Source organism: Nocardia colli (genome assembly GCF_008704205.1).
Lineage (GTDB): Bacteria > Actinomycetota > Actinomycetes > Mycobacteriales > Mycobacteriaceae > Nocardia > Nocardia colli.
Genome location: NZ_VXLC01000014.1, coordinates 504,541 through 526,489, shown reverse-complemented (window position 1 = coordinate 526,489; position 21,949 = coordinate 504,541). Strand labels below are relative to the sequence as shown.

General features: G+C 61.4%; 21 protein-coding genes and 1 tRNA gene. 7 read left to right on the top strand and 15 right to left on the bottom strand.

Going from position 1 to position 21,949, the window contains the following annotated elements; genetic code table 11:
• Positions 1-18: 18 nt before the first annotated feature.
• From F3087_RS26840 to F3087_RS26825, 4 genes are all read right to left on the bottom strand, one after another.
• Positions 19-465, bottom strand: coding sequence for a hypothetical protein (locus F3087_RS26840; protein WP_150404780.1), 447 nt, complete (start codon positions 463-465; stop codon positions 19-21).
• Positions 466-774: 309 nt separating this feature from the next.
• On the bottom strand, positions 775-1,293 hold the full coding sequence (locus F3087_RS26835; protein WP_449583795.1) for an Rv1733c family protein: 519 nt from the start codon (positions 1,291-1,293) through the stop codon (positions 775-777).
• Between the two features lie 563 nt (positions 1,294-1,856).
• Positions 1,857-2,228 (bottom strand): hypothetical protein, encoded by a 372-nt coding sequence (locus F3087_RS26830; protein ID WP_150404778.1) that lies wholly within the window; start codon positions 2,226-2,228, stop codon positions 1,857-1,859.
• A 192-nt stretch (positions 2,229-2,420) separates the two neighbouring features.
• The gene (locus F3087_RS26825) at positions 2,421-3,623 is read right to left on the bottom strand and encodes a DUF418 domain-containing protein (RefSeq protein WP_223885357.1); all 1,203 of its coding nucleotides are present in this window, start codon (positions 3,621-3,623) and stop codon (positions 2,421-2,423) included.
• Between the two features lie 226 nt (positions 3,624-3,849).
• Between F3087_RS26825 and F3087_RS46085 the strand changes: the two genes are divergently transcribed.
• Positions 3,850-3,996, top strand: coding sequence for a hypothetical protein (locus F3087_RS46085; RefSeq protein WP_191094149.1), 147 nt, complete (start codon positions 3,850-3,852; stop codon positions 3,994-3,996).
• 69 nt (positions 3,997-4,065) lie between these two features.
• Positions 4,066-4,650 carry a hypothetical protein gene (locus tag F3087_RS26820; protein WP_150404777.1) on the top strand — a complete coding sequence of 195 codons (585 nt, stop codon included), beginning with the start codon at positions 4,066-4,068 and terminating at the stop codon, positions 4,648-4,650.
• A 718-nt stretch (positions 4,651-5,368) separates the two neighbouring features.
• Here the strand turns inward: F3087_RS26820 and F3087_RS26815 are convergent.
• A complete protein-coding gene (locus F3087_RS26815; protein ID WP_150404776.1) occupies positions 5,369-5,770 on the bottom strand; it encodes a nuclear transport factor 2 family protein in 402 nt (133 codons plus the stop codon).
• Between the two features lie 147 nt (positions 5,771-5,917).
• Between F3087_RS26815 and F3087_RS26810 the strand changes: the two genes are divergently transcribed.
• Positions 5,918-6,523, top strand: a complete 606-nt coding sequence (locus tag F3087_RS26810) for a TetR/AcrR family transcriptional regulator (RefSeq protein WP_150404775.1) — start codon at positions 5,918-5,920, stop codon at positions 6,521-6,523.
• A 45-nt stretch (positions 6,524-6,568) separates the two neighbouring features.
• Here F3087_RS26810 and F3087_RS26805 read toward each other — a convergent pair whose 3' ends face one another.
• From F3087_RS26805 to F3087_RS47490, 4 genes are all read right to left on the bottom strand, one after another.
• Complete coding sequence (locus tag F3087_RS26805) at positions 6,569-7,954, bottom strand: cytochrome P450 (RefSeq protein ID WP_150404774.1); 1,386 nt, start codon at positions 7,952-7,954, stop codon at positions 6,569-6,571.
• 875 nt (positions 7,955-8,829) lie between these two features.
• Positions 8,830-10,164, bottom strand: coding sequence for a cytochrome P450 (locus tag F3087_RS26800; RefSeq protein WP_223885367.1), 1,335 nt, complete (start codon positions 10,162-10,164; stop codon positions 8,830-8,832).
• Between the two features lie 51 nt (positions 10,165-10,215).
• Positions 10,216-11,256, bottom strand: coding sequence for a terpene synthase family protein (locus F3087_RS26795; RefSeq protein ID WP_150404772.1), 1,041 nt, complete (start codon positions 11,254-11,256; stop codon positions 10,216-10,218).
• Positions 11,253-11,504, bottom strand: coding sequence for a polyprenyl synthetase family protein (locus tag F3087_RS47490; protein ID WP_150404771.1), 252 nt, complete (start codon positions 11,502-11,504; stop codon positions 11,253-11,255). Before F3087_RS47490 ends, F3087_RS26795 begins: the two co-directional genes overlap by 4 nt.
• Before the next feature lie 605 nt (positions 11,505-12,109).
• On the opposite strand from F3087_RS47490, the gene F3087_RS26785 reads away from it, so the two are divergent.
• Positions 12,110-12,430, top strand: a complete 321-nt coding sequence (locus F3087_RS26785) for a hypothetical protein (protein ID WP_150404770.1) — start codon at positions 12,110-12,112, stop codon at positions 12,428-12,430.
• Positions 12,431-12,590: 160 nt separating this feature from the next.
• On the opposite strand, the gene F3087_RS26780 is transcribed toward F3087_RS26785, so the two are convergent.
• From F3087_RS26780 to F3087_RS26760, 5 genes are all read right to left on the bottom strand, one after another.
• The gene (locus F3087_RS26780; RefSeq protein WP_191094148.1) at positions 12,591-13,211 is read right to left on the bottom strand and encodes an AAA family ATPase; all 621 of its coding nucleotides are present in this window, start codon (positions 13,209-13,211) and stop codon (positions 12,591-12,593) included.
• On the bottom strand, positions 13,208-13,825 hold the full coding sequence (locus F3087_RS26775) for a 3'-5' exonuclease (protein WP_191094147.1): 618 nt from the start codon (positions 13,823-13,825) through the stop codon (positions 13,208-13,210). Before F3087_RS26775 ends, F3087_RS26780 begins: the two co-directional genes overlap by 4 nt.
• Positions 13,822-14,805: a radical SAM protein gene (locus tag F3087_RS26770; RefSeq protein WP_223885356.1), complete on the bottom strand. Its 984-nt coding sequence runs from the start codon at positions 14,803-14,805 to the stop codon at positions 13,822-13,824. Before F3087_RS26770 ends, F3087_RS26775 begins: the two co-directional genes overlap by 4 nt.
• Before the next feature lie 176 nt (positions 14,806-14,981).
• Complete coding sequence (locus F3087_RS26765) at positions 14,982-15,362, bottom strand: hypothetical protein (protein WP_150404767.1); 381 nt, start codon at positions 15,360-15,362, stop codon at positions 14,982-14,984.
• Between the two features lie 2 nt (positions 15,363-15,364).
• Positions 15,365-15,874, bottom strand: coding sequence for a DUF4254 domain-containing protein (locus F3087_RS26760; protein WP_150404766.1), 510 nt, complete (start codon positions 15,872-15,874; stop codon positions 15,365-15,367).
• Positions 15,875-16,117: 243 nt separating this feature from the next.
• On the opposite strand from F3087_RS26760, the gene F3087_RS26755 reads away from it, so the two are divergent.
• From F3087_RS26755 to F3087_RS26745, 3 genes are all read left to right on the top strand, one after another.
• Positions 16,118-17,440, top strand: a complete 1,323-nt coding sequence (locus F3087_RS26755; RefSeq protein ID WP_150404765.1) for a hypothetical protein — start codon at positions 16,118-16,120, stop codon at positions 17,438-17,440.
• Entirely contained in the window at positions 17,433-18,038 is a 606-nt protein-coding gene (locus F3087_RS26750) for a 2'-5' RNA ligase family protein (protein ID WP_150404764.1), read from the top strand. Before F3087_RS26755 ends, F3087_RS26750 begins: the two co-directional genes overlap by 8 nt.
• Before the next feature lie 2,070 nt (positions 18,039-20,108).
• Entirely contained in the window at positions 20,109-21,848 is a 1,740-nt protein-coding gene (locus F3087_RS26745; protein WP_150404763.1) for a recombinase family protein, read from the top strand.
• On the opposite strand, the gene F3087_RS26740 is transcribed toward F3087_RS26745, so the two are convergent.
• Positions 21,830-21,914 (bottom strand) — tRNA-Leu (locus F3087_RS26740). The genes F3087_RS26745 and F3087_RS26740 overlap by 19 nt on opposite strands.
• Between the last annotated feature and the right edge of the window lie 35 nt (positions 21,915-21,949).

Sequence of the window (21,949 nt, the reverse complement as noted above, 5' to 3'; positions counted from 1 at the left end):
TCGATCCAGCTTTATGCACTATCTCTCGATAGTAAAACAGGGACGACCCTGATTCTCTCGGTCATTCATCCAGCCTTGTACACAGATCACATCATCGGGGTTGAAGGCTCGATTGAGTTCGAAAGTGTGCTCGTAGACATCTCCATCTGCAACATACTCATTGTCTGAGTTTTTATCCAGGCCTGGGCCGGTTAGGTGCACATGATAAAATCCCGAGTTGTCGTACGGCGTCCATCCGGTTGTTACCGTCGCAAACAGCCGGCCGATGTAGACACCATTGTCCGGCGTGTTGGTGCATGTTCGGTAACTGCAAACAGCTACCGAAGCCGATGCGCCGGGAAGGACTGCGGTCACGATCGCGACTGTGCCGAGCGCTACAGCTACAGCTCTTTGCAACTGTCGGAAAAATTCTATACGCATCTGCAGCCATTCACTACGGGGAATCAATATCTCACTGAATCGCATGGTCAAGCGACATTACGCGGGGCTCGATGGGACCGGTCCCAGCCATAACAACGCGACCTCGGGGTCGATACCAGTCCGGTCACCAAATAACTGGCAGTTGATAGATGCCGTAGATGGTTGCGTCGTCTGTGTAGGGCAATTGAGCGGCCGGTGTTGCAAGCCGCGATGTCGGGATTCGCCTCAGATCCGACGGATCTGTTCACCGCGGTCGGGGCACCGCAGGCCCGCGTCGGGGGACGGATCGACCAGATTCGGTTATCGGAGTGCCGTGGCATGTGATGTAGACATCGCCGACGACCATGACCACCGTCAACTGCGGTTGCCCCACAGCCGATCTACGCCGACCCATTCCGCTTCCCAGCGCTGCAACCGCCGCCGATCCAGCCGACCGCGCAGGACCAGGAATCCGCTCAGGAAAACGACGAGCACACCCGCAATCGCACCCACGGTCCACAGCACGGCTTTACCTGCGGCGGAGGAATACTCTGGAGGCGCGACGATATGGCCCGTTTCATCGAGCCAAATATTCCAACTGGTGCCGGGTTTCACGTAGTCTTTCGAAAAATATTCGGCGGTCCGATCAGTACCGTCGTTCTCGCGCCAAGACACCTTCGTCTGAGTGGTGAACGCATTCAGCGGAGTCGTGGCAGTCTCCACTGCAGTTACTTTGACCATACGCATGTGTGCCGATTCAGCCTGCGCCGCATCCGTTTCCGTGCGATACACGTGCCCGCCGAATACAATCGCAAGCACCGGTACGATGATCGTGAACAGCAGTATCAGTACGCAGGCCGTGATCGATTGCACTCGATCTTCTCTGCGACGCATCGGATTTCGATCCAATCCTATCCGTCGCCGGAGTCGTCTCATCGCACCCGTCGAGTCGCCGGTCATGAACGTCCCTCCTCGGCGAGGGGACAGAGCTGGCCTCGGTTCGCATCGCTCCCCCGGCACGACGGTCGGCCAATCGTGATAGGCAATCGGCGGCGTTCGGTAGTCAGGTCTCCCCAAGTGGAAATACCTGAGAACTGTTTGGTCGATGATCCGAACAATTACTACCTCATCGCCCTGGCGCCGACGAAACCGAACCGCTTGATCATGTCGAGTTTCATATGGTGTCGGTGGGACCGGTCCCATCGAGACGTGGACGGTTGCCCGAGCACTCGTTCGCAAGGCACGGTGCGATCCTTGCCACGTTGCCGTCGACGAGGCCGGGAACGGTATCCCAGCCGATCTGGTGGAACGGATTCATTGGGCCCGGTTACCAAAGCTGGGAACGCTGCCGCTGCCACGACAAGCACTCGATGGAAAATCGGAGCATGCCGACAGCGTTGCACCAAGACTCCGGTTGGCTTGCTTCCTGGCGACGCGACATCAACACCGCAGCGAAATCACTGGTAACCGGCTTCGAACACCGCTTCGGCTATCCGCCTGGACGAAACTCGATCGATATCCCCGATACCGACGACCTCGCCGCAGCGTACGAGCTCGCCGAACGCCCGGGTCTGGCCGCATCGCTTCTGTATTTCTATCAGCACGTCGGCCAGGCCGTGCTCGAAGACATCGGCAATGCCTACTTCATCCATCCCGCGTCTCAAGTCCTGCACGAGCTGAGCGAAAACGGCCCCATCCTGCTCGGTGCGCCGGGCCCGGCCGCGTTTATTCGCCTCAGACGGGGGCGGGATCCTTTTCGCCATCGCGACAGACGGCACGATCCACCGCTCCGTCGAAGCCAGTCGCGACAGCGACTTCCGGCTGGTCACCGAGAACCTCCAGGGTTTCCTCGACCAACTCCGCCGCATCGTCATCCACTCCGTCGGGACCGGCGAGCCAGGCGAAATCTGATCACCACTTACAAGCGTTGCTACCTGGGTGGCAGTGCCTTCCAGTAGGCGCGGTTCCCCGGCCTCGTCTGCGAGACTGCCCAGCAACTGCCGCTCGGACGCACCAGTTCATCATCGAGTTCGATTGCGGCCGGCTGAACGCTTCCATTCCGGAATCGACAGGTAGGTAACGGATCTCAGGACCCACTCCACCGGTCCGTATCGGTGGGTACGTAACCACCAGGCGCTGAAGGCCAGCTGGGTCGCGTAGGTGAACAAGGCGATAGCAATGACGACCGCCGGTGGAAGCTTGTCGGCCAATGCGAATCCGTACCCGGTGTAGACGACCATGAGCACGATCGACTGACCGATATAGTTCGATGCCGCCATCCGCCCGGCCGGCGCGAGTTTGCCGATGATCTGTGCGGCGGTCGGCGATTGGGTGAGGCAGATGATGCCTGCCATGTAGGCGAAGGTCATCAACGGATTGACAAGTTCTTGGACCCCGAACCAGAAGACGGGTGGAGTGAACCAGTTCATCGATCCGGCGAAGGTTATCGCCGAGATCGGCACTCCGATCACCAGACCGCCAGTCAGTACGCGAGGCGCCCAGCGCCGCAACGTTTCTCGGTCGGTGAACAGTTCCCGTTCGCCTGCGGCCATGCCGATCAGGAACATGCCGAAGCTGGTCACGCCCTGGGTGAACCAGACCACCGCGATAGCGAAAGGTACAAGCCACCTCTGGGTGGCGAAAGCGTCGCCGAAGGTCCCCGCATACCCGTCGTGAATGCGTTGCAGGTCGAGCCGGCCGATCAGCACGGACACTCCATCGCCGGGCAGGAACGACCGGCCACACCACAGCACATAAAGCAGCACGCCGATAGTCACGGCGGCCCGCGGCTTCAATTTCCTCAGCGGGATCAAGGTCGCGCACAAGACCGCGTACAGCGTGAGGATGTCAACGATCCACAGCAAGAACACATGCGCGAGCCCGATCGCCAGCAATGCCAGGCAGCGTCGTAGCAAGCGCGCGTTGGCCGAGGCGCGCGCCCGCCGCGCCGCCGCGATCTGCAAGGTGAACGAATACCCGAACAACAACGCGAACAGCAGATAGAACCGACCGGAGAACAATGCGGCGACCACCGCGTTCACCAGATGGTCGAACGGTCCGTCGAAGCGCGGTTGCAGGTCGCCGACCGTCCCGCTGGATGACCACAGCCTGGTTGCGAAGTCGACGTTGACAACGAGGATCCCGAACAGCGCAAACCCACGCAGGATATCGACCTCGACGATTCGCTCACTCGAAGTATCAACGGAAACAAGGGTTCTGGGCACCGTAAGAAAAGTAGACGTCAATACTGAGCTGGCCAGGGGTGGGAAGACGTGGATCACCCGATGGAAGCGGCGCTCGACCCTGGTGGTGAGCGGCGGCCGCATTGATCTGCTGTCGGAAACTGGCGAAGGGCTTGGGACGCGGTGGTGTAGGTGCAGACTGAGGGTGCGTGGTCTGTATACGAGACTGGCTGCGCCGCTCGGCATAGTGATGGGTATGCTGCGGTCTGTGACCGCATGTGCGCCACTCACCATGGTTTGGCTGACCGGGCCACAGCGCGCCGTCGTCTCGGATCCGGCCGCTATACCGATGGAGCTGTGGCGAATCTCCCGCCTGGTGATCCGGTCACATCGCAAGCCGCAGATGAGCGGATAGGTCGTGCCGCACCGTAATCGCGTGCTCCCAACCGGCGAGATAGTCGCCATGTCGTATCGGGGGGAGTGGATGGGAAACCGCGGCGGCCCGATCTCGGATATCCCTGACCGCAAGCAGTATTCGAGTGTGCACTGGATCTACTGCAAGCTGGCTTTCAACGGACGGCAGTTCACTTTCCGCAATCCCGGTCGTAAGTACACCGAATTGTTCTTTTTCGATGAAGGGGTGGCGCTGGCGGCCGGGCATCGTCCGTGCGGTCAGTGCCAGTATCAGCGATTGGGTGAATACAAGGCGGCGGCATTCGATCGGACGGTGTTCGTCGAGGAGGTCGACGCGGTCCTGCACAGAGAGCGGACCGAGCTTGTGTATGCCGAAGTGGCCAGTCTGCCCGCGGGGACGTTTGTGCAGCATGAGGGGGCGGACCTGTTGCTGTGGTCCGGGGCGGCTTTTCTGTGGGAGCCGAGCCGCGGCTATAGCGAGGTGGCGTTGCCGGCGGCGTCGGCGCGGGTCCGGGTATACACGCCGCAGCTCACCCGGAGGGCGTTGGCTGCTGGATTCGCGGTCCATCCTCGATTGGATCTTGGTCGGGTGTCGGACCCTGGCATCGAGGTGCTGACCCAATCTCCGGTCGCGCCGCAGAAGGTGCGCCGGTAGGCATGCTGGAACGTGCCTGCATCCGGTAGGCCGAGGTAGCTACGAGCCGGACGAATGCATTCGATCTTCCCTGCGACGCATCGGATTTCAATCCAGTCCCACCTGCCGGCAGAGCCGTCTCAGCGCACCCGTCGAGCCGCCGATCATCAACATCCCTCCTCTACGAGAGGACAGCAGCGCCAGCGTGTCGAGAACCTCGAAGCGGCGGCCGAGTAGAACGAAAAGATCATTGCTTGCGGTTTGTGCCCGCCGAGCGGAGCAGTGTGAACCATCGTCAGGCTTGCGGCCACTTCGCGTTCGGCGCGGACACGTCGCACCTCGGCGTCCACGCGGCTGCCGCGGCGCCCGGCCAGCTTCGCTTCGCATCGCTCCCCCGGCACGATAGCCAGCCAATCGCAGCAGGCAATCGGCGGCCTTCGGTAGCCAGGTCTCCCGAGGCGGAAATCCCTGAAAACTGATTGGTCGACGATCCGAACAATTACTTCCTCATCGCCCTGTCGAGTCCGACGAAACCGAACCGCTTGATCATGTCGAGTTTCATATGGAGTCGCCGGGACCGGTCCCACCGAGACGCGGGGCGCGCCGCCAGTTTGGCGCAGACCACGCCTCAACGATGTCAGGAACGGACGAGACCGGCTCGACACGGCCATGCGGCGCGCATCGATGCCGAACGCGCGTCCGGTCAAGGTACCCACGCCGTGCTGGCCGCAGCCGCTGGCTACTTGCCGAGTACCGCGCGCCTGGCAGTCACTTTGCGGTAGCTGATCTTCCAGCCGCCTGGCCGGCGCGTAACAATGTCGTCGTACACCACACTGCCAACCGTTCCGTTCGCCTGAACACTGATTCCTTTGGATCGGACCCGCGCCGTTCGATCGTCGACCAAGGTGATCACGATGTTGGTGACGTGATGGCCGACCGGATTCTTATCGCCCAGTGCGAGCGCGGTCTCACGCAACGCTTCGGTCCCGCGCAAGGAGCCGAGACCGAAGTCCTCCAAGTCGTAGGTGACATCCGAGGTGAACAGCTCACCCGCTCGGTCCAGCTCGCCCGCATCGACGAGATGGCCGTGCAGATTGATCAGGTCGTTGATGTCGATTCGATCTTGTTCCGTAAGCACCATCGAGGTAGCCCTCCATGCTCCGGGTGCCGCACAGTAAAGTGAGGCATAGTCCGTTTAGTCGAGTACAGTAGCGGACTGTGTCCCCGGTTAGCAAGGGCGGTGATTGCGCTGACAGACGGTGAGCCGCATGCGCGTGTCAGGCGTCCGATGCGTGCCGACGCCCGACGTAACTACCAGCAGTTGCTCGAGCAGGCGCGCATTGCTTTCGCCGAGTTCGGGGTCGACGCGTCCCTGGACGAGATCGCCCGGCGGGCAGGAGTGGCAAGCGGGACGCTGTATCGACATTTCCCCACCAGGCTGGATCTCATCGAGAGGGTACTCACAGAGCAGATATCCGAGTTGGTCCGCTGCGGTCGCGAACTGTTGGTGGCGGAGGACGAATTCGACGCATTGTCCACATGGTTGCGTGCCGTGCTGATGCACGCCCTGACCTATCGGGGACTATCTGCGGCAGTAATGAACTCGGCGCTCGGCGGGGAGAATGTCGCGGTATCGACCTGGCATGCGGAGCTAATCGAGGTCGGGGGCGCATTGCTGGCCCGGGCCAGGGAGTCAGGCGTGGTCGCCGCCGCCGCGAACGAGGCCGACGTATTGAGGATGGTCGGCGGCATCGCCTGGGCCGCCCAGGACGGCTCCGCGCAGGCCGACAGGCTCCTCGCTCTCCTGATGAACGGGCTAAGAGCAACGGGGACGGCTGCCATCCCTCACGAAGTAGTGCAATCCACGATCACGGATCCTGACATCACCGGATAAGGCCGGCCCCACGAGCCAGCAGGGTTATCCCACCATGATTGTTCATCAGCACATATGTCCGCTCCAAGCGTTGCGAGCTTGGAGTACACGGCGTTCGACTCTTCTCGCTGAGACCTCCATCAACATACTTCGCGGAGCAGGCAGGTCCATGAAAGAGACGGTGCCCGGCAGTCGGACGCTCGGCGCAAGACACCATTTTGCCGTGATCGTCGCCGCCACCATTCCGGCTTCCGTGAGGGCGAACACGTCGCCGATGCAACGCCGAGCACCCGCGCCAAACGGTAGGTAAGATGCCGAAGGCAATCCAGTAACTGCCCACCTGTCCGGTAAAAACTTGTTCGAGTGCGCATACACTCTCAAAGAGCGATGGATCGCATGCGGGCTGATTGCGACAACTGTTCCGGCAGGGATCCGATAGCCATCGAGTTCGGTATCTCTGGATGCGATTCGAGTCACCATCCATCCAGGCGGGTACATCCGGAGCGCTTCAGTCAAAACTCGGCCGACTACAGGCATTCGGTCCAAGTCCTCGAACTGAGCCGTCCCTCCCGCCAGCACGGAATCGACCTCGGTTTGCAGCTCATTGAGCAACGCCGGATCCATACTTGCGGAATACAACGCCCAGCAGATGGCGCTTGCCGTGGTCTCGGTGCCGCTCAACAGGAACGTGAACACCTGATCTATCAACTCCGCCTCGGTCATCGCAGGCCGAGTAGACCCGACATCGCGAGCGGCCAAGAACGCGGACAACAAATCCCCATGATCCACTCCTCCCTCGGCACGGCGCTCGGCGATGATGTCGACGGCCAACCGCCTGATCCGTCTACGAGCCTGCTGAAATCGACGGGTTCCAGATGTCGGGAGTCGACTGACCACGGGTGGAAGGACCGTTCGCCTAAACAGTCCTTGCGTGATCACGTCCAAGTCTCGGGATGTCTCGTGGATCGCCTGGCCGTTCAGCGAGGTAGAGAACATCGTTCGCACCGCGATGTTCACCGCCAGCTCGGTCATCTCCGCGGTCAGGTCGATGATCTTCCCGTCACGCCATCCTGCCAGTGAGTTCTCGATCGAACTCGCCATAATTCTTGAATAGCCGCGAATTCGTTCCATCTGGAACGCTGGTTCGCACAGTCGGCGTAGTCGCCGGTGATGCTCGTGCGGACAACTTCCCAAGCCGCTACCCGCAACTTCGCGTGTTCGTTCATAGAACGGTCCGCCTTTGTCGAAGGCGCGATCGTCGAGTAGCACCTTTCCGATCAACGACTGTTCGCACACAACCACGACCGTTTGCGGCCCCAAGTGAACTCTCCACAGCGGGCCGTGCGATGCCAGCGCGGAGATGAATCCGATCGGATCATTGAGGAATTCGGATGCGTGTCCGATCCCAAGTCTGCGACCCGGCGCGACCGGAATAGATTCAGGATCGGTCACGACGACTCACCTCCGTGCTCTGCCAGCCGCTTGCCTGTAGGCCATTGTTGAGCAAACCCCACCGAGTCGGGTAGGTCCGCCGTGCGGCGCGCCCCCGTTCCCGATCGTCGATTACTGCTCCGATTCAAATGCAACATGATTCATTCCATTCCGAAACGTGACTGAGAGTGTCGGAAGTCAACGGCCCGACGACTTCTACCGACGAGGCGTGCATATGACACGTCACCCTCCGAGGCAGATGCTACCACCATCCGGATGATATGAACATCTGGTTTCCATCCCTGTTAGCTCATCCTGAAATTTGCTCGGATACCCGCCCGTGATGCTCGCTCTAGCGTTTCCAGCGCCGGTGATCGGCACGGCGGCGCGTTCGATCGCAATGGCATCGAGATGTCGAAGGAACGGACGGCACGGCCTGAGCAGGGGTGAGCAGCAGGAGGTCACTCGATGCGAGGTGCTGGGCGCATCGAGTTCATCGGACGGCGGTTATCGCGGCCGCCGCCCACAGACTGCGGCACGCAACTCGGCGACGGCCGTTGACCAGTTCGCCATCACATGGGCCGGACAACTTCCCCATCTGAGTAGTTATTGGAATGACACGTCGGAACAACTCAGCTGGCCTGCCCTCGATATCGACCTGATCGCGACGGCGGCGACCCTGACATTCCCAGAACTGACGGTATCGGTATCCGTACAGCCCACATTTCCGCGACATGGGGACTTCACCATCGCAGCAGGCAACCACTCCCTGCGTCATCGCGTCGCAGCTAGAGTTCACGCAGACGGTGGGGACATCGCTTCGACCATATCCGCTGATCGTGCTCGATTGCGTTGGCGCTGGCCGAAGTCGCGATATCGACCACATGAGACATCGTCTATGGGGTGCGGTGGTGCAGACGCATGTGCAGAGTGCGTGGGCTGTATACGAGGCTGGCCGCAGCTTGGGGAGGGTCGGCGGTGGTGGTATCCACTCGCCATCTGGCCGCGATGGAGGCAAGGGCAATGGTGACGGCGGTAGTCGCGAAGGTGTCGGCGATACATTTTCGCGGGCCGGCACCGAATGGGATGAATGCGTTGCGTGGTGTTTCGTGCTTGCGTTCAGGCAGCCATCGGTCGGGGTCGAAGCGCTCAGGGTCGGGGAAGTAGGCGTGGCTGTGGTGGACGAAGTAGGGGCTGTAGAGCACGGGGGTGCCGGCAGGTAGGAGGTGACCGCCGAGTTCGGTATCGCGGATGACGTGGCGGTCGAGCAGCCACGCAGGAGGGCATACGCGCAGAGTCTCGGTGACGATGCGGCGGGTGAGGTCGAGCTCGGGCAGGTTGTCCCAACCAGCGAGGCCACCGGCCAGGACCGTGTCGACCTCGGAGTGGAGACGGTCGCGGATGTCTGGATGGCGTGCGAGCAGATCCAACGCCCAGGACAACGCCGCGGCGGTGGTGTCGAATCCGGCGATCATGAAGCTGATCACCTGGTAGTGGATTTCTTGGTCGTCCAACGGTGTGCCGTCTTCGTCGCGGGCGGCCAGCAGCATGGACAGCAGGTCCCCGTGGTCGGTGTTGCTGCGGCGATATTCCTGAATGGTGCGACCGATCACGGCGCGGATGCGGTGGTGGGCCTGGTCCAGGTCACGCCCTGCCGCAATGGGCAGCTTGTGGACGATGCCCATCACTCGTGCCGGGATGAAGGCACGGGTGTAGATACCGCGCCTGATGAGGCTGGCGGATTCGACCATGGCATCGACAGCGGGGGTGGCGAGATCTGCGGTGAACAGTGTCTTTGCCAGCAGGCGGCTGGTGTAATCGTTGGCGTGTGCGGGGACATCGATGACCTGACCGTCGTGCCAGCGGTCCATGAGGGCCCCGGCCTGCTGGGACATTGTCGGCGCGTAGGCGGCGAGGTGGTCGTTGCGGAACAGCGGTTGCAGGATGCGGCGTTGGCGTCGGTGCTCGGCCCAGGGACACGTGCCGAGACCGTTTCCGACCACGTCGACGAATTTGTCGATCAACGGGCCGCCGCGGTCGAAGGTTTGGCTGTTGACGTGGATGTGGTGGATCAGATCGGGGTTGCAGACCAGGATGGGCTGAAGCCATGGGCCGATTTGCAGTCTGACCATGTCGGTGTCGGAGGGCAAGGATTTGAGGTAGCCGAGCAGTCCTTTACGGAGTCCGAACGCGTGGCCGACCAGTGGCAGTCGTCCTGGCGCCGGTGCCACCGTATTCGTGGCAGGTACGGTTCGCTGGGTCACGGTGTTCTCCTTGCGATTTCAGTCGAGGCATTCCCACCACTGGTGGCTGCCGGTGGTGACGGTCGGCGAGTCGCAGATTTCAAGATGCGGGAGCGCGGACGATCCGGTCGCGGTGAATGCCGCGTAGCGCTGTGTGCGGGCGCTCCAGTCGAGATTCGCTCGAACCCACTGCCCCAGGTTGTGGGTGTAGTGGGCGATACCGGCATCTGCTTCTGCGATGATGTCGACGCTCAGGTGCAGGAAACCGGACATGATCTGGTTCCTGATCCGGATGACCTCCGCGAACGCCTGCGGAATCGAGAGGTCCCGATCGCGGGTGAGAACGTCGACGGCATTGAGCCGTAGCGTGCCTTCGGTAGCGCTTTCTCGCGCGTAGGAGAACAGGTCGTTATCGATGCCGAGCAGAACGCAGCAGGCTTCGGAGACCGCCCTGACCGGTGGGGCAGTCAATTGCTCGTAGGTCAGCTCGTATCCGTGGGTGAAGTCGATAAGGAGCAGATGGTGTTTGGCTCCGGAGGTTTCCATTCGCAGGGTGAGGTAGTCGCGCAGACCGGGCAGCGTTTCACGATGGATGTAGGCGGTCTCGCACACCAAGGAGAACAGCATCTCCCGGGCGGCTGCTGCCCAGCGGTGGATCTGCATGGGAGTGCCGATAGTTTCCAGCTGTCGCCGTAGTGACCGCAGGGCCGCCGTCCACGCATCGTCCTGGACCAGCGATTCGCCCGGGAACTCGAGCGCCCGCAACAGAGGGCGCAGGGCCTGACATGCACCCGATGGGTCGCCGGTGAAGATCCCGCCGTCGAAAAAAGTGTCATCCAATGCGTAAGCCCACAGCCAGAACTCCGCTACCAACTGCATACGTTCGGGAATTCCGTCGGGGCAGGCCGCGGCAAGCAGGCGCAGCGGACCCGCCTGTTCCATCTCATCCAACCAACTACCGCTGACCAGGTCATAGTCGCGAATCCAGGCAAATGCCTGGCGGTCGAGATCGGTGAAACTCGAGTGGGGCGTTGCCGGGATGGGGCAGTACAGCCCAGCCGATTGCGGGCGGCAGGTCATCTCATCTTCTCAGTGGTGTGTTTGCACTCGCGCAGGTCGTCCAGGGTCGGCATTCCGGTCAGTTCGGGTGTGCCAAAGGCCCCCAGGAGATCGTCGCGTTGTTGGAAGGCTTCACCGGCGGACAGGGCAGTCTCGGTCTCGGTGCGGACTTTGTGCTGCAGGAAATCGGTCAGCACGGCATCGACGCCACACCGGATGCTGGGCAAATCCAAAGGCTCCGCAGCCGGAGCGGGCAGCGGCGCGATCATGATCGCCGGGTTCGGTTGCCCGAGACAGCTGGCCGCTGCACTCGCTGGATTACCGTCAGCCGCAGACAGGGGGCCGACGCCATCTCAGGGCCGGGGTTACAACTTACATGCGCCATGTGCATATTTATTCACAGGGCGTTGTATACGGCTGATCTTTGCGAAGCGCTCTCTATCGCGATGACGTTTTTCAAAAGCGAAGAGAGTGGCAGTTGAACGCTCATTGATGTCGGCCTAACTATTCGGTTGGGCAAGTTGCAGAGCAGAATGCTCGCAATTTGCCACCATAGCGGCTGGACCTGTAGTTCCCCAACAGTGGGAAGATGTGCTTTTTGGTCGGACAACCTCACGCTTCGGCCCAGAACAAACCTTACCTTCAGATGCTTTGAACATTCGGATGATGTGATCATCCAAATCCTGCTAGACGGCTTTCGCTAGTAGTCAGAACTCGTTGCAATCCGATAGCTAGTGCCCTCAATTGGTAGTCATCAACGCACGATCGGATCACCTTCGATAATTGCGAATTTTGCGAAACAGGGTCGGGGTTCGCGGCTCTACGGACGGATTTGATCCGTTCGAGAATTCGCGCCATAGTATCGAGGTGCGGATTGACACCGAGGCGATGCTCGCGCACCTCACCGACTGCCCAACCTGCCCCGTCCTACGCCCAATACCTGGCGGCTATCGCGCTCTCAGGACACGACCCGATCACCCAGTTACGCACCGCGATAAACGCACGCGAACTCGACACCGCCGACGATGCTGCCGCCGTCCTGGACTGGCATCTGGACCCCACCGGCGCCACTCCACCGGACACGGACCACTCCCCTGGGCCGCCGGAATCCCTGACGGCCTGGACGCCGAACACGACATCACCCAACTCGCCGCGCGCGCCCGCATCGTCACCGACCCTCGCCGACGGCCAATAGCCACGCTGCTCGCAGGATCGTCGCAGCGGGATGAGACTCGGACACAACCCCTTTCATCGCGTCGAGCAATTCGTCGCTGGACGGCCACGGAAACCGCTCGGTCAGCGGGAGGTCCGGCACTATGTCGGTCTGTTCTGTCATAGTCCTGCGATCTCCGCTCTCAGTCCTGATCCGCGTTGGTCAGCCGTCCTTTGATGAATGCCACCGTTTCTACGAGGACGCGCTCGTGCCCATCCGCCGGGAGCGTGTCGTGCTCGATGTCCAACCGGTTGAGCACCTTCTCCACATGCCGGTCAGCGAGTGCACGGAACTCGATATCGGTATCCCGCGGCTTGCAGATACCCAGCGGAAGGCAAGGGTCGAGGACGGTTCGCAGGGTCAAGTCATAGTTGAAACTGTGGCCAGTAACCAGGTCTTCAAGCTGTTCGACGCGGTGCGGGTCGGCCGGCTGGCCGCGGTATTCCAGTGCGGCCTCGTAATAGGCGAGCGCATCGGGCACACCGCGGTCGATCAAGACGACATCAGCTTTGGGCCATGCTTCGATCTCATTGCTGATGCCACGGGCGATGATCCACAGCGTCGAAGCCCAAGTGTGGTCAGACAGGATCGGCAGCCCATTCTGTTGCGCCTGCAAGCCGAGGTCTGCGACCTTGGCGACCTCGATCCTGTTGCGGCGCAGCTCGTTTGCCAGACGCTTGATCCACGTCGTCTTGCCAGTCGAATGCGTACCGGTCAGGGCGATCGTGACCGGACGTACGACCTCGGGACGCGATTCGCTCACCACAGGCCGCCTTCCGGCTCGGCCTTGGGAACGAACTCCTTCGGCGCCGCTGCGCTCACCAGCCCCGTCCAATCCAACCCACTGTCCTCGACGAGCCTGCACAGCAGTCGCCACGCAGCCCACGCGTCATATCCCCCACGGTGGTAGCCCTGCTCGGCAACCGCAGACATGTCCAGTCCCGCGTGTTCGAGGAGTTTGTCCAAGCTGTAGCTGGGCAGATCACGCCACACCGCCTTCGCCAGGCGCAAGGTGTCCAAGACCATCGGCGGACTCCAGTCGGGCAAGTGCGAGGCGAGTACTCGTTGTTCGACTCCAGCGTTGTGCGCGACGAGGGTTCGCCCGGCCAACGCGGCATCGATGTCGGGCGCGATCTCGACCCATCCCGGACACGACTCGACGTCAGAGTTCTTGATGCCGTGCACTTTTCGAGTGACGATCTGGGTAATCGGTTGCTGTGGCTTGATCAGCCACGCCCGCATATCGCCGATGTCGACCGTCTCGCCGGAGACGGTCAGGATGGCGATCTCGATGATCTCCGGTGGCGTCTGACCATTTCCTTCGACATCTACCACTGCGATGTCCTTGCCGCGCAGCGTGTTCGGGATCGCGTTCACAACGTCTCCTTGATCGTGGGCCAGCCCAGGTCTGCGCGGCCATGACGGTTGCGGTGGTGCGGTTTGGTCACGTCGTGCACCTGGTATCCCAGGCTGTGTTGCATCAGGTAGCGCGGCTGCTCGGTCAGGCCGGCGACGACGATCGCGCGGTCGTTGATCTCGACCAGGTTGCCGCCCAGCGTTGCGGCGAGCTCGGCAGCCCGCTCGGTTTCGGGGCGCTGCCAAGCAGTGGCGCAGCGGTTGATCTGTGCGGCCGGACAGATGTCGCACAGTTCGCGAATACCGTAATGGCCGTTGTAGTCGGCCACACCGTGGGCGTAGGTGACCGCACAGCTGGTCTTACGGAACAGCGGTGAGCCGATCCCGTGGTCGGTTGCCGCGGTGAGGATTCGCTTTTCGAGATCTTCGGGGAAGACCTTCCGCCGTGCATCCTCCAGGTATGGCTCGGGCAGCCCCTGCGCCTGGTAGTAGTCGCGGATCTGGTTCTTGTAGAACAGGCCCGTGAACACCGTTGCGTGCGCGTGGTAGCTCAGTTCGAACGCTCGCCGGAGGTGTTCGTCGGAGTCGTTGAGCACCGGCACGATCGGCCGCCAGTACAAGATGACCCGGTAGCGCTTGGCGTGGGCGAAGGCCGTGCGTAACGAGGCGGCAGCTATGTTCGAGTTCACCGGCTCGATCCGATCGTCATCGATACCGGAGTGTGTGAGGAGCACGGTGAGCCGAATGTTGTTGAAGCTGTTGAGGACTGCGCAATCCTTTGGGTCGACGCGCCACCGGGTGATGACGAGGACATGATTGGTCAGCCCTCGCTCATCGAGTAGTCGCAGCATCTCGAACGTATGCGGCTTGACCGTATGCAGCATCGGATCAGTCGCCCGGTTGAACAGCTGGATCGGCGTGACGTGTGGCTGGAAGTAGCGAAGCTCGAAAAGCATCGTGGCCGCCTCCGCGTCCGTCATCAACGCACGGGGCACCTTCATCTCGAAATTGTCGAACACATGCCGGATGCAGTAGCCACAGTCGAGCGGGCAACCAACGACGTGGTTCACGCTCAGACCGGATTTGCGGTACTCGATCACGTCTCGGAGCTCGGGCCGAAGGAGTTCTTGCTGTGCCGCTGTGAGGATCGGCAGCCTTCGGCCGCCACGCGGTGGCGTCACTGTCCACTTCTGATCGGCCATTCTGGGTACCTTTCAATCGGTGATACATCGGTATGTGGTTCGCAGACAGCCGAATCCACTCGTCCAACGACTTTCTGTCGTCGCTGGGCGGCAAGGGTTCGGTTGATCGCGCGCTTCTTGTGGCATCGAGCGGCGTTGCATTCCTGGTGCTGCGGCTCCTCGGCCAGCGCCTGTTCGACCGACAATGGCCGGATCGGCTTCTCATGCGAGAGCCGATCTTGAATATCGGAGACCCTGACCTTTCGCCGCCCCCGATCCAGCAGGTCCAGGACGGCCCAGGCGAGCCCAAATAGGCTTCCTGCCAACAGGATTCCGCCCATGAAGACAGCTAGGCCAACCAGCATTGCAAACGCCATCGCTACTCCTGACGGCTGGGACGCCATGGTCCGGGGTTCTGCGCAACCAGGTCGTTCCAACTGCACGCCAGTCCGGCGACGCGCACCCATGCCGCGTGAACCGTGTCATCAGAAGCGTTCTCGGCGGCCATCAGGCAGCACTCGGCGGCGATGTATGCCGCTGCCATCGCGTCAACGGCCGCCCCGACTGACCGTCGCGGTGAGCCTTTGCCTCTTCCTGTGTCTACATATTTCTCAGTCCAGTCGTCGATTAGATGGATGATCTGCGTTCGGCGGCAGTCGATTTCGACTGCACGCTTCGGATTGACGCGCCGCTCGCGATGCAGATTCGCGAAGTCGCTTGCCCACCGAGTGATGAGGTGGTCGCCAGGCGACCAACCGATTTCGCCGCGAAAGGCCGCCGAAAGCCGATGCCAATCAGGCAACGACCGTTGGTTCGGGGCCGCTTCAGCGACCATGACGTCGCGCCGAGCTTGCTCGACGACCAGATCAGGCGAAGTAATGATCGTCACCGCGGGCTCCATTTCGGCCGAACGGATAGTTCCAGGCGGTACCCGGCACCGCGGGCTCTCGCCACCAGCCTCAGCTCACTGAAGTCCGGTGCGCCGCAGAGGATTACGACGTCGACTCGGTACCGGGTACCGCCTTTGACTTTCGCCTACGTGCGGTTACGGCCGTAACCGCACACCGTTGGGGTAGTGTGGGCGTAGCGTAGGTATTTGCCCAGGTCAGACCCTAGAAATTAGGTGTAGGCGATGGTACGAGCGCAACAGTGGACAGGCTTTGAGGCGGCCGCCTTGCAAGAAGCGATGCGCCACTCGATACGCGAGTTCGCAGCTGTGTTGGGTGTCGAAACCACCACGATCAACAATTGGCGTGCCGGACTGAGTTCAGTCACGCCACGCTCAACCACCCAAGCAATCCTGGACACGACCTACCAGCAGCGAGCCACACCCGATGACCGAGCCCGCTTCGAGCAAATCGTGGCAGAAGGCGAAGCGGTCTGGCGGGGACGACACCGGTCACCGCTGCCATCAGGGACAACTGCTGCGCAACCAAGTGATGTTCACGTGGATACGCCGCCCTCTGACGTGGGGGTCACTGAAGAAGTTCTCGCAGTACTGGCTCGCGTCCAAAGGCTGAGTCGATCGATCAACCCGGAGGTTGTTCAGCAGCTGCAATCGAGCACCCTCCTGAGCATCGCTCACTACGAGACGAATGATCCAGCGGCACTCGTTCCAGCATTAAAGAAGCAGCGCGATTGGCTCTCCGAACTCATGGACGAGTGCGGACATCCAGAACAGCGCCGTCAGCTATTCGAGACTGCGAGCGAAACGTCCGGACTGCTGGGCTACATTGCCGTGGGAACCGGCAACTTCTCAACCGCGCGAGCCTATTGCCTCGAGTCATTCCACCTCGGCAATCACGCCCAGTGCGGCAACCTCATGGCATGGGCGCGCGGCATACAGAGCTTCTGCGAATACTATGCCGGGCAGTTTGATCAGGCGCTCCTCTACGCCGAGGACGGTCTGACCTATGCAGGGGCCGGACCGCAAAACGTGCGCCTAGCCATCAACGGTGTCGCACGGGCCAAAGGGCAGTTGGGCGATACCGAAGGCGTCCATCGGGCGGTCGACGGAGCGAACATGATGCTGTCCCGAAACAGCGCGCCGGCCGGAGTGCCCTCCAGCATCTCGCTGGACAGCTACAGCGCAGCCCAGGTAGCCGGCAATGCCGCCACCGCCTACCTCTCCTTAGGGATGCCAGAACGCGTCGAAGAGTATGTGCGGCAAGCACTTCCAGAGATGAATGACTCGAACTCGCCATGGGGACGCTCGCTGGTCCTGATCGACCTGGCACGTTCACATGTCGTCTCGCCGGAGGGCGATTTGGACTCGGCAGCGCACATCATGCTCGACGCCCTCGACACCGCCCGAGGTACGCTCATGACGCAAGTTCGACGTCGAGGCTCGGAGTTTGTGCGTGATGCTGCTGCACGATGGGGTCCAACCGCCCAACTTCAGACAATCCGGGACATGATGGTGAGCATGAACAGCTCGGGCCTCGAACATGGATAACTCTCAACTCCGCCGCCGCGAAGGCCGAATCGGCCCCCTGGGCTACTACTGGTTTCTCACTTTTGAGCACGCATCGGAATTCCACGCTCAAGTTAAAGACTGCCAACAGTCGATAAACACCGCACACTTCGACTTGACCGCTGCCGAGGGGCTGCATCTCACATTGGATCGGATCGCGTACGACGGTGAGTTATCAAGCAGTCAACTCGGTTCGATCGCTTCGGCGGCCGGCCACGCTTGCCGACGTCAGTCGCCGTTCACGCTGAGGATGGACCACCTCACCGATCTTCATGGGGCTATTGGGTTTATCGCTTCGCCGCAGGAGAGGGTGCACACCCTCCGCGACGGGCTGCGGACAGCAACACGATCCGTCTTTCCTGATGCTCCAGTCAAAGACTCCGCATCGAATCCTCATGTGACAGTCGCCTATCCAGCGTTCGAGGACCTGCCTGCTGCAGCTGCTGCAATGGTTGAGAAGATGGGTGCCACTGCATACGGAGTAGATGTGGCGATCACGGAAGCGATTATGGTTTCTCTCAAACGTCATCCACATTCGTATGAGTGGGACGTGATCTCCCGGATCTCACTGGGCGTTTAACATCTCTGGCAGTGCCTAATCCGGAGGATCGGGCCGCCGACGCCTCTACCGCGGCAAGTGGACCTGGCTTCCAGCCTTACGCTTCTTCCTGATGGGGTCCGCAATCTCAAACAATTCGTTGAACCAACATACCTCTGACATGGAAGTAACCTCGTGCTCGGTTATCGATCGGCCTGCCACATACCGCCGACCTTTGTACATCACACCGAAAGTTTTCGCTGGGTCTACCCGGTGGATCCCGACAAGCTGCGGGGCACCTCCCGACCCGTCATCGACGCCACCCGCAAGAGATTCACAAAAAGCGCTGAACACGGCTCGGCTCGTACCTCGCGCGTGGCTAATCGCCCAGAGTTGTTGCGCCTTGCGGATTTCTCCGGATCCGCTACCTGCTATGCGAAGCGATGCGGAGCGACGAGGCATTGGAACCTCGTCGAGCCGCCAGTCGTCAGCGCTCCTCGAATAAGTCAGTACTGATAGCAGCAGTCGCGCTAGCATCCCCTCACCAGATCGACTGCCGATCACAATGCCCAGATCCCGACGCTGACTGTTCGGATAGTCAGACCACAGGCTACGGATTGCGTGCTCGATAGTCTGATGCGCGCGGAGTCCGGGGGAGGTCGAGACCATCCCACGATCAACCTGTTCTTGTATCAAGGGCAGCGCGAGTGCCGGGAACAGCACGTCCCCCCAGTAAGCGAATACGAACGGTTCTTTGATGCACGCAAATGCCTTGCGGCCTTGGTCCCATCTCGATGTGCCGGGAATCCAGCTCAGTCGACTGTCTGTCGCGACGTAAAGCGACGCGGGCCCGCGCGAATCCACACCAGCCCAGACCACTACAGACGTCATATACCTACCTTGACATCTGGGCCGATCGACCGCACGCTTACCAAGCAACTCCTGGGGCCGGCCCCACGCCGGTACGAGGTGTCCCTGCGGAGGTTTCAACTTCCGCACCCAGGTCATTCGGGAGGCCGGATGAGAATCTGGCCTCCCTACTTCCGTTCGCAGCGCTGGCGCGTATGGCGAGGTTCGCATGACGTTTTTCTTCCGGGTATTCGCATGAGGCACATACCGTGCCGGTAGCTCACAGCGCACCTGCCACAGATCTGCACGGCATTCACGACCTGCCAAATGTGGGATTGCTAGCGCTCGCCGGAACGGCGCCGGTCGAGATGGAGGCAGCTAGGGGCTGACTCAGGGCTTGGAGCTCGCCTTCTCGGCCGACTCGCCTTGGGGCCGTGTGCTGGCGGACCGAAAGCTGAGGTCCATGCCTGCGCGAGTATCGCGAGAACCACTGAGCTACGTCAAAGGCCCATGGCGACGCCACCGTGTCCACGTTCCGATGTGGCGCGAATGCTGAAGATCAGGTTTCATGGTGAGGGGAGAATCAGGCGGGCGGCGAGGAGCTGTCCACTATGCCCTTGCGCGAAACCCACCGCCTCCAGTCAGCGAACACTCAAGCACATCGCAGTGTCTACGACCGCCGATTCTGTGCACACCAGTCCATCCTCTGCCGGGACTCGGTATGACGCGTCGCGATCGCCCCGACCGTGACAGTCCTAATCGAGGCCGGCCGCCTCATAAGGTCGATGTCGCCTGTCCAGATGACCCGCCTGCGCTGGACTCGACGGCAGCCAGGGCGCTCCTGCGACTCATCCTGCATCATGCGGATAGACACCATGATCCGGCAGGAGCTGTCGGACCCGACGCGCCGAAGATGCCCCCTGACGCCGATACGCCGCGCTATCGTCCTTCCAAGGACGCTTCCAAACCCGTTGTCCGCCAACGATCGACAGATTCCCGACGCCCCTCACGACCACCAACACGTGCGGTTGAGAACGTCGAGCCGTCATCGAAAGCCGGTTCTCGACCAGCCGATCGACGTCGGATAACCTCGACTGATTGTGCGGCCCCCTCGCAGCTAGACCCTGAGTCGGCCCGCGATGCCTCTTCAGTGCGTCGCCGTCGTCGTAGGTGATCGGTAGCGATCCCCGACCCCGATCATGAACTCAAGGCTCAACTAGCAGCACTCTCGCTCAAAACCAGCAGCCTGCCAAGGAGGAACCTATGTCGAGTGGCACCGACGAATGGGCAGTACTCGATGAACTGCTCGGCATCGAAGTTGCGAGCCCGGAGTCCGATGTAAGCCAGCAGCTCGCGTTCTACGGACGCTGCTCCACCGAGGACAACCAGGATCCCGAGAGCAGCTACGCCTGGCAATACAACAACGCCGAACGATTCACCGTCGGGACGATCGTCGAGTCCTACTTCGACATCGGCCAATCCCGTTCTGTCCCATGGGATCGCCGCACCGAAGCTGCCCGGCTTCTCGCCGCGCTACGCAACCCGAACCGCGGCTGGTCCGGCATTGTCGTGGGCGAAGGCACACGGTGCTGGTTTGGTGCGCAGTTCAGCATGATCGCGCCACGGCTCGAGTCCTACGGTGTCGATCTCTGGATCCCTGAGCTGGGTGGGCGGTACGACCCGCAGAATCCGTCGCACAACATGCTGATGAGCATGCTCGGCGGGATGAGCGAGTCCGAGCGCCAGCACGTTCAGAAGCGCACACGAGCTGCCATGGACGCCCAGGTCGCCAACGAAGGACGGCACCAAGGCGGCAGGGCACCGTACGGGTATGTCGTGATCGACGGTCCGCCTCATCCCAACCCAGGACGAGCAGCCCAAGGGCTCAAGCTTCGAATTCTCGCCATCGACGAGTTCGCGGCTCGGATCGTGCGACGGATCTTCGCCGAGTACATGACGGGCAGAGGCGATCGTGCCATCGCCGTCGGGTTGAACCGCGACGGCGTTCTGTGTCCGTCAGCGCATACTCCTCGCCAGAACCGCCATCGATCGGACGATGGCTGGCAGGCCAGCACAGTGCGCGCGATCCTGGAGAACCCGCGCTACACGGGGTATGCCTTCTTCGGCCGCTGGACCAAGCACGAAGAACTGCTCGACCGCGACGACGTGGCGGCGGGCAAGGTCGTCCGGTTCCGCAGGTCGAGCAACGACCGCGTGATCCGTTCGCGCAAGCCCGCCCATCCCGCGATCATCAGCGTCGAGACCTACACCCAAGTCCAACTCGCACGCCGGGCACGCGGAGGCGGTGGCCTCCAGCGACGCGCCAAGCTCGAACGCACCAGGGTTACCGGCCGCCAACTGTATCGATTCCGCAGCCGAATCCGGTGCGGGGACTGCGATCGGAAGATGGAAGGCGGAATCAAGGACAACTCCGTCTGGTACCGGTGCAGGGCAAGCACTCTCGCCCCCAGCAGTCCTGCACTCGAGAGCCACCCTAAAACGGTGAACCTCGCCGAGTCGCGCCTCATCGTGCCGGTAAATAACTGGATCGCCACCGTCTTCGATCGACGCCACCGCGCCGAGACCATCGCAACCTTGATCGCCGCCCAGGCCGACACCGACGGCGAACTCCAACGCCAACTCGTTCGCCAAAGACTCACCGCCGCCGAGACGAAACTCCGGCGCTATCAAACGGCCATCGAAGCCGGCGTCGACGTCCAAGCACTCATCGAACCGATGAACCAAGCGCAAGCCGAAAGAGCAATAGCCCAAGCCGAATTGGACACGATCCCCACCATCAGACAGATGACCGTCAGCGAACTCGACAAGCTCATCGACTCGCTCGGCGACATCAGAGCGGTGCTGTCAGCTGGCGCACCTGAAGATCAAGTCGCACTCTACGAAGCCCTGCACGTAGAAATAAAATACCGGCACCGCCAACAGCTTGCTGTCGTCAGTGCCGGTATCCCGGTGGTTAACACGTGTGTCCGGAGGGGGACTTGAACCCCCACGCCCGTTAAAGGGCACTAGCACCTCAAGCTAGCGCGTCTGCCATTCCGCCACCCGGACCGGTGGTGCTCAGCAAGATTATAGGATCTGGCGGC

What these genes read in the sequence shown, in the direction of transcription:
- F3087_RS26840 (WP_150404780.1), bottom strand. Translation starts at nt 465, where the DNA reads ATGCGATTCAGTGAGATATTGATTCCCCGTAGTGAATGGCTGCAGATG.
- F3087_RS26835 (WP_449583795.1), bottom strand. Translation starts at nt 1,293, where the DNA reads ATGCGTCGCAGAGAAGATCGAGTGCAATCGATCACGGCCTGCGTACTG.
- F3087_RS26820 (WP_150404777.1), top strand. Translation starts at nt 4,066, where the DNA reads ATGGGAAACCGCGGCGGCCCGATCTCGGATATCCCTGACCGCAAGCAG.
- F3087_RS26815 (WP_150404776.1), bottom strand. Translation starts at nt 5,770, where the DNA reads ATGGTGCTTACGGAACAAGATCGAATCGACATCAACGACCTGATCAAT.
- F3087_RS26810 (WP_150404775.1), top strand. Translation starts at nt 5,918, where the DNA reads ATGCGTGCCGACGCCCGACGTAACTACCAGCAGTTGCTCGAGCAGGCG.
- F3087_RS26795 (WP_150404772.1), bottom strand. Translation starts at nt 11,256, where the DNA reads ATGACCTGCCGCCCGCAATCGGCTGGGCTGTACTGCCCCATCCCGGCA.
- F3087_RS47490 (WP_150404771.1), bottom strand. Translation starts at nt 11,504, where the DNA reads ATGATCGCGCCGCTGCCCGCTCCGGCTGCGGAGCCTTTGGATTTGCCC.
- F3087_RS26770 (WP_223885356.1), bottom strand. Translation starts at nt 14,805, where the DNA reads ATGAAGGTGCCCCGTGCGTTGATGACGGACGCGGAGGCGGCCACGATG.
- F3087_RS26765 (WP_150404767.1), bottom strand. Translation starts at nt 15,362, where the DNA reads ATGGCGTTTGCAATGCTGGTTGGCCTAGCTGTCTTCATGGGCGGAATC.
- F3087_RS26755 (WP_150404765.1), top strand. Translation starts at nt 16,118, where the DNA reads ATGGTACGAGCGCAACAGTGGACAGGCTTTGAGGCGGCCGCCTTGCAA.
- F3087_RS26750 (WP_150404764.1), top strand. Translation starts at nt 17,433, where the DNA reads ATGGATAACTCTCAACTCCGCCGCCGCGAAGGCCGAATCGGCCCCCTG.
- F3087_RS26745 (WP_150404763.1), top strand. Translation starts at nt 20,109, where the DNA reads ATGTCGAGTGGCACCGACGAATGGGCAGTACTCGATGAACTGCTCGGC.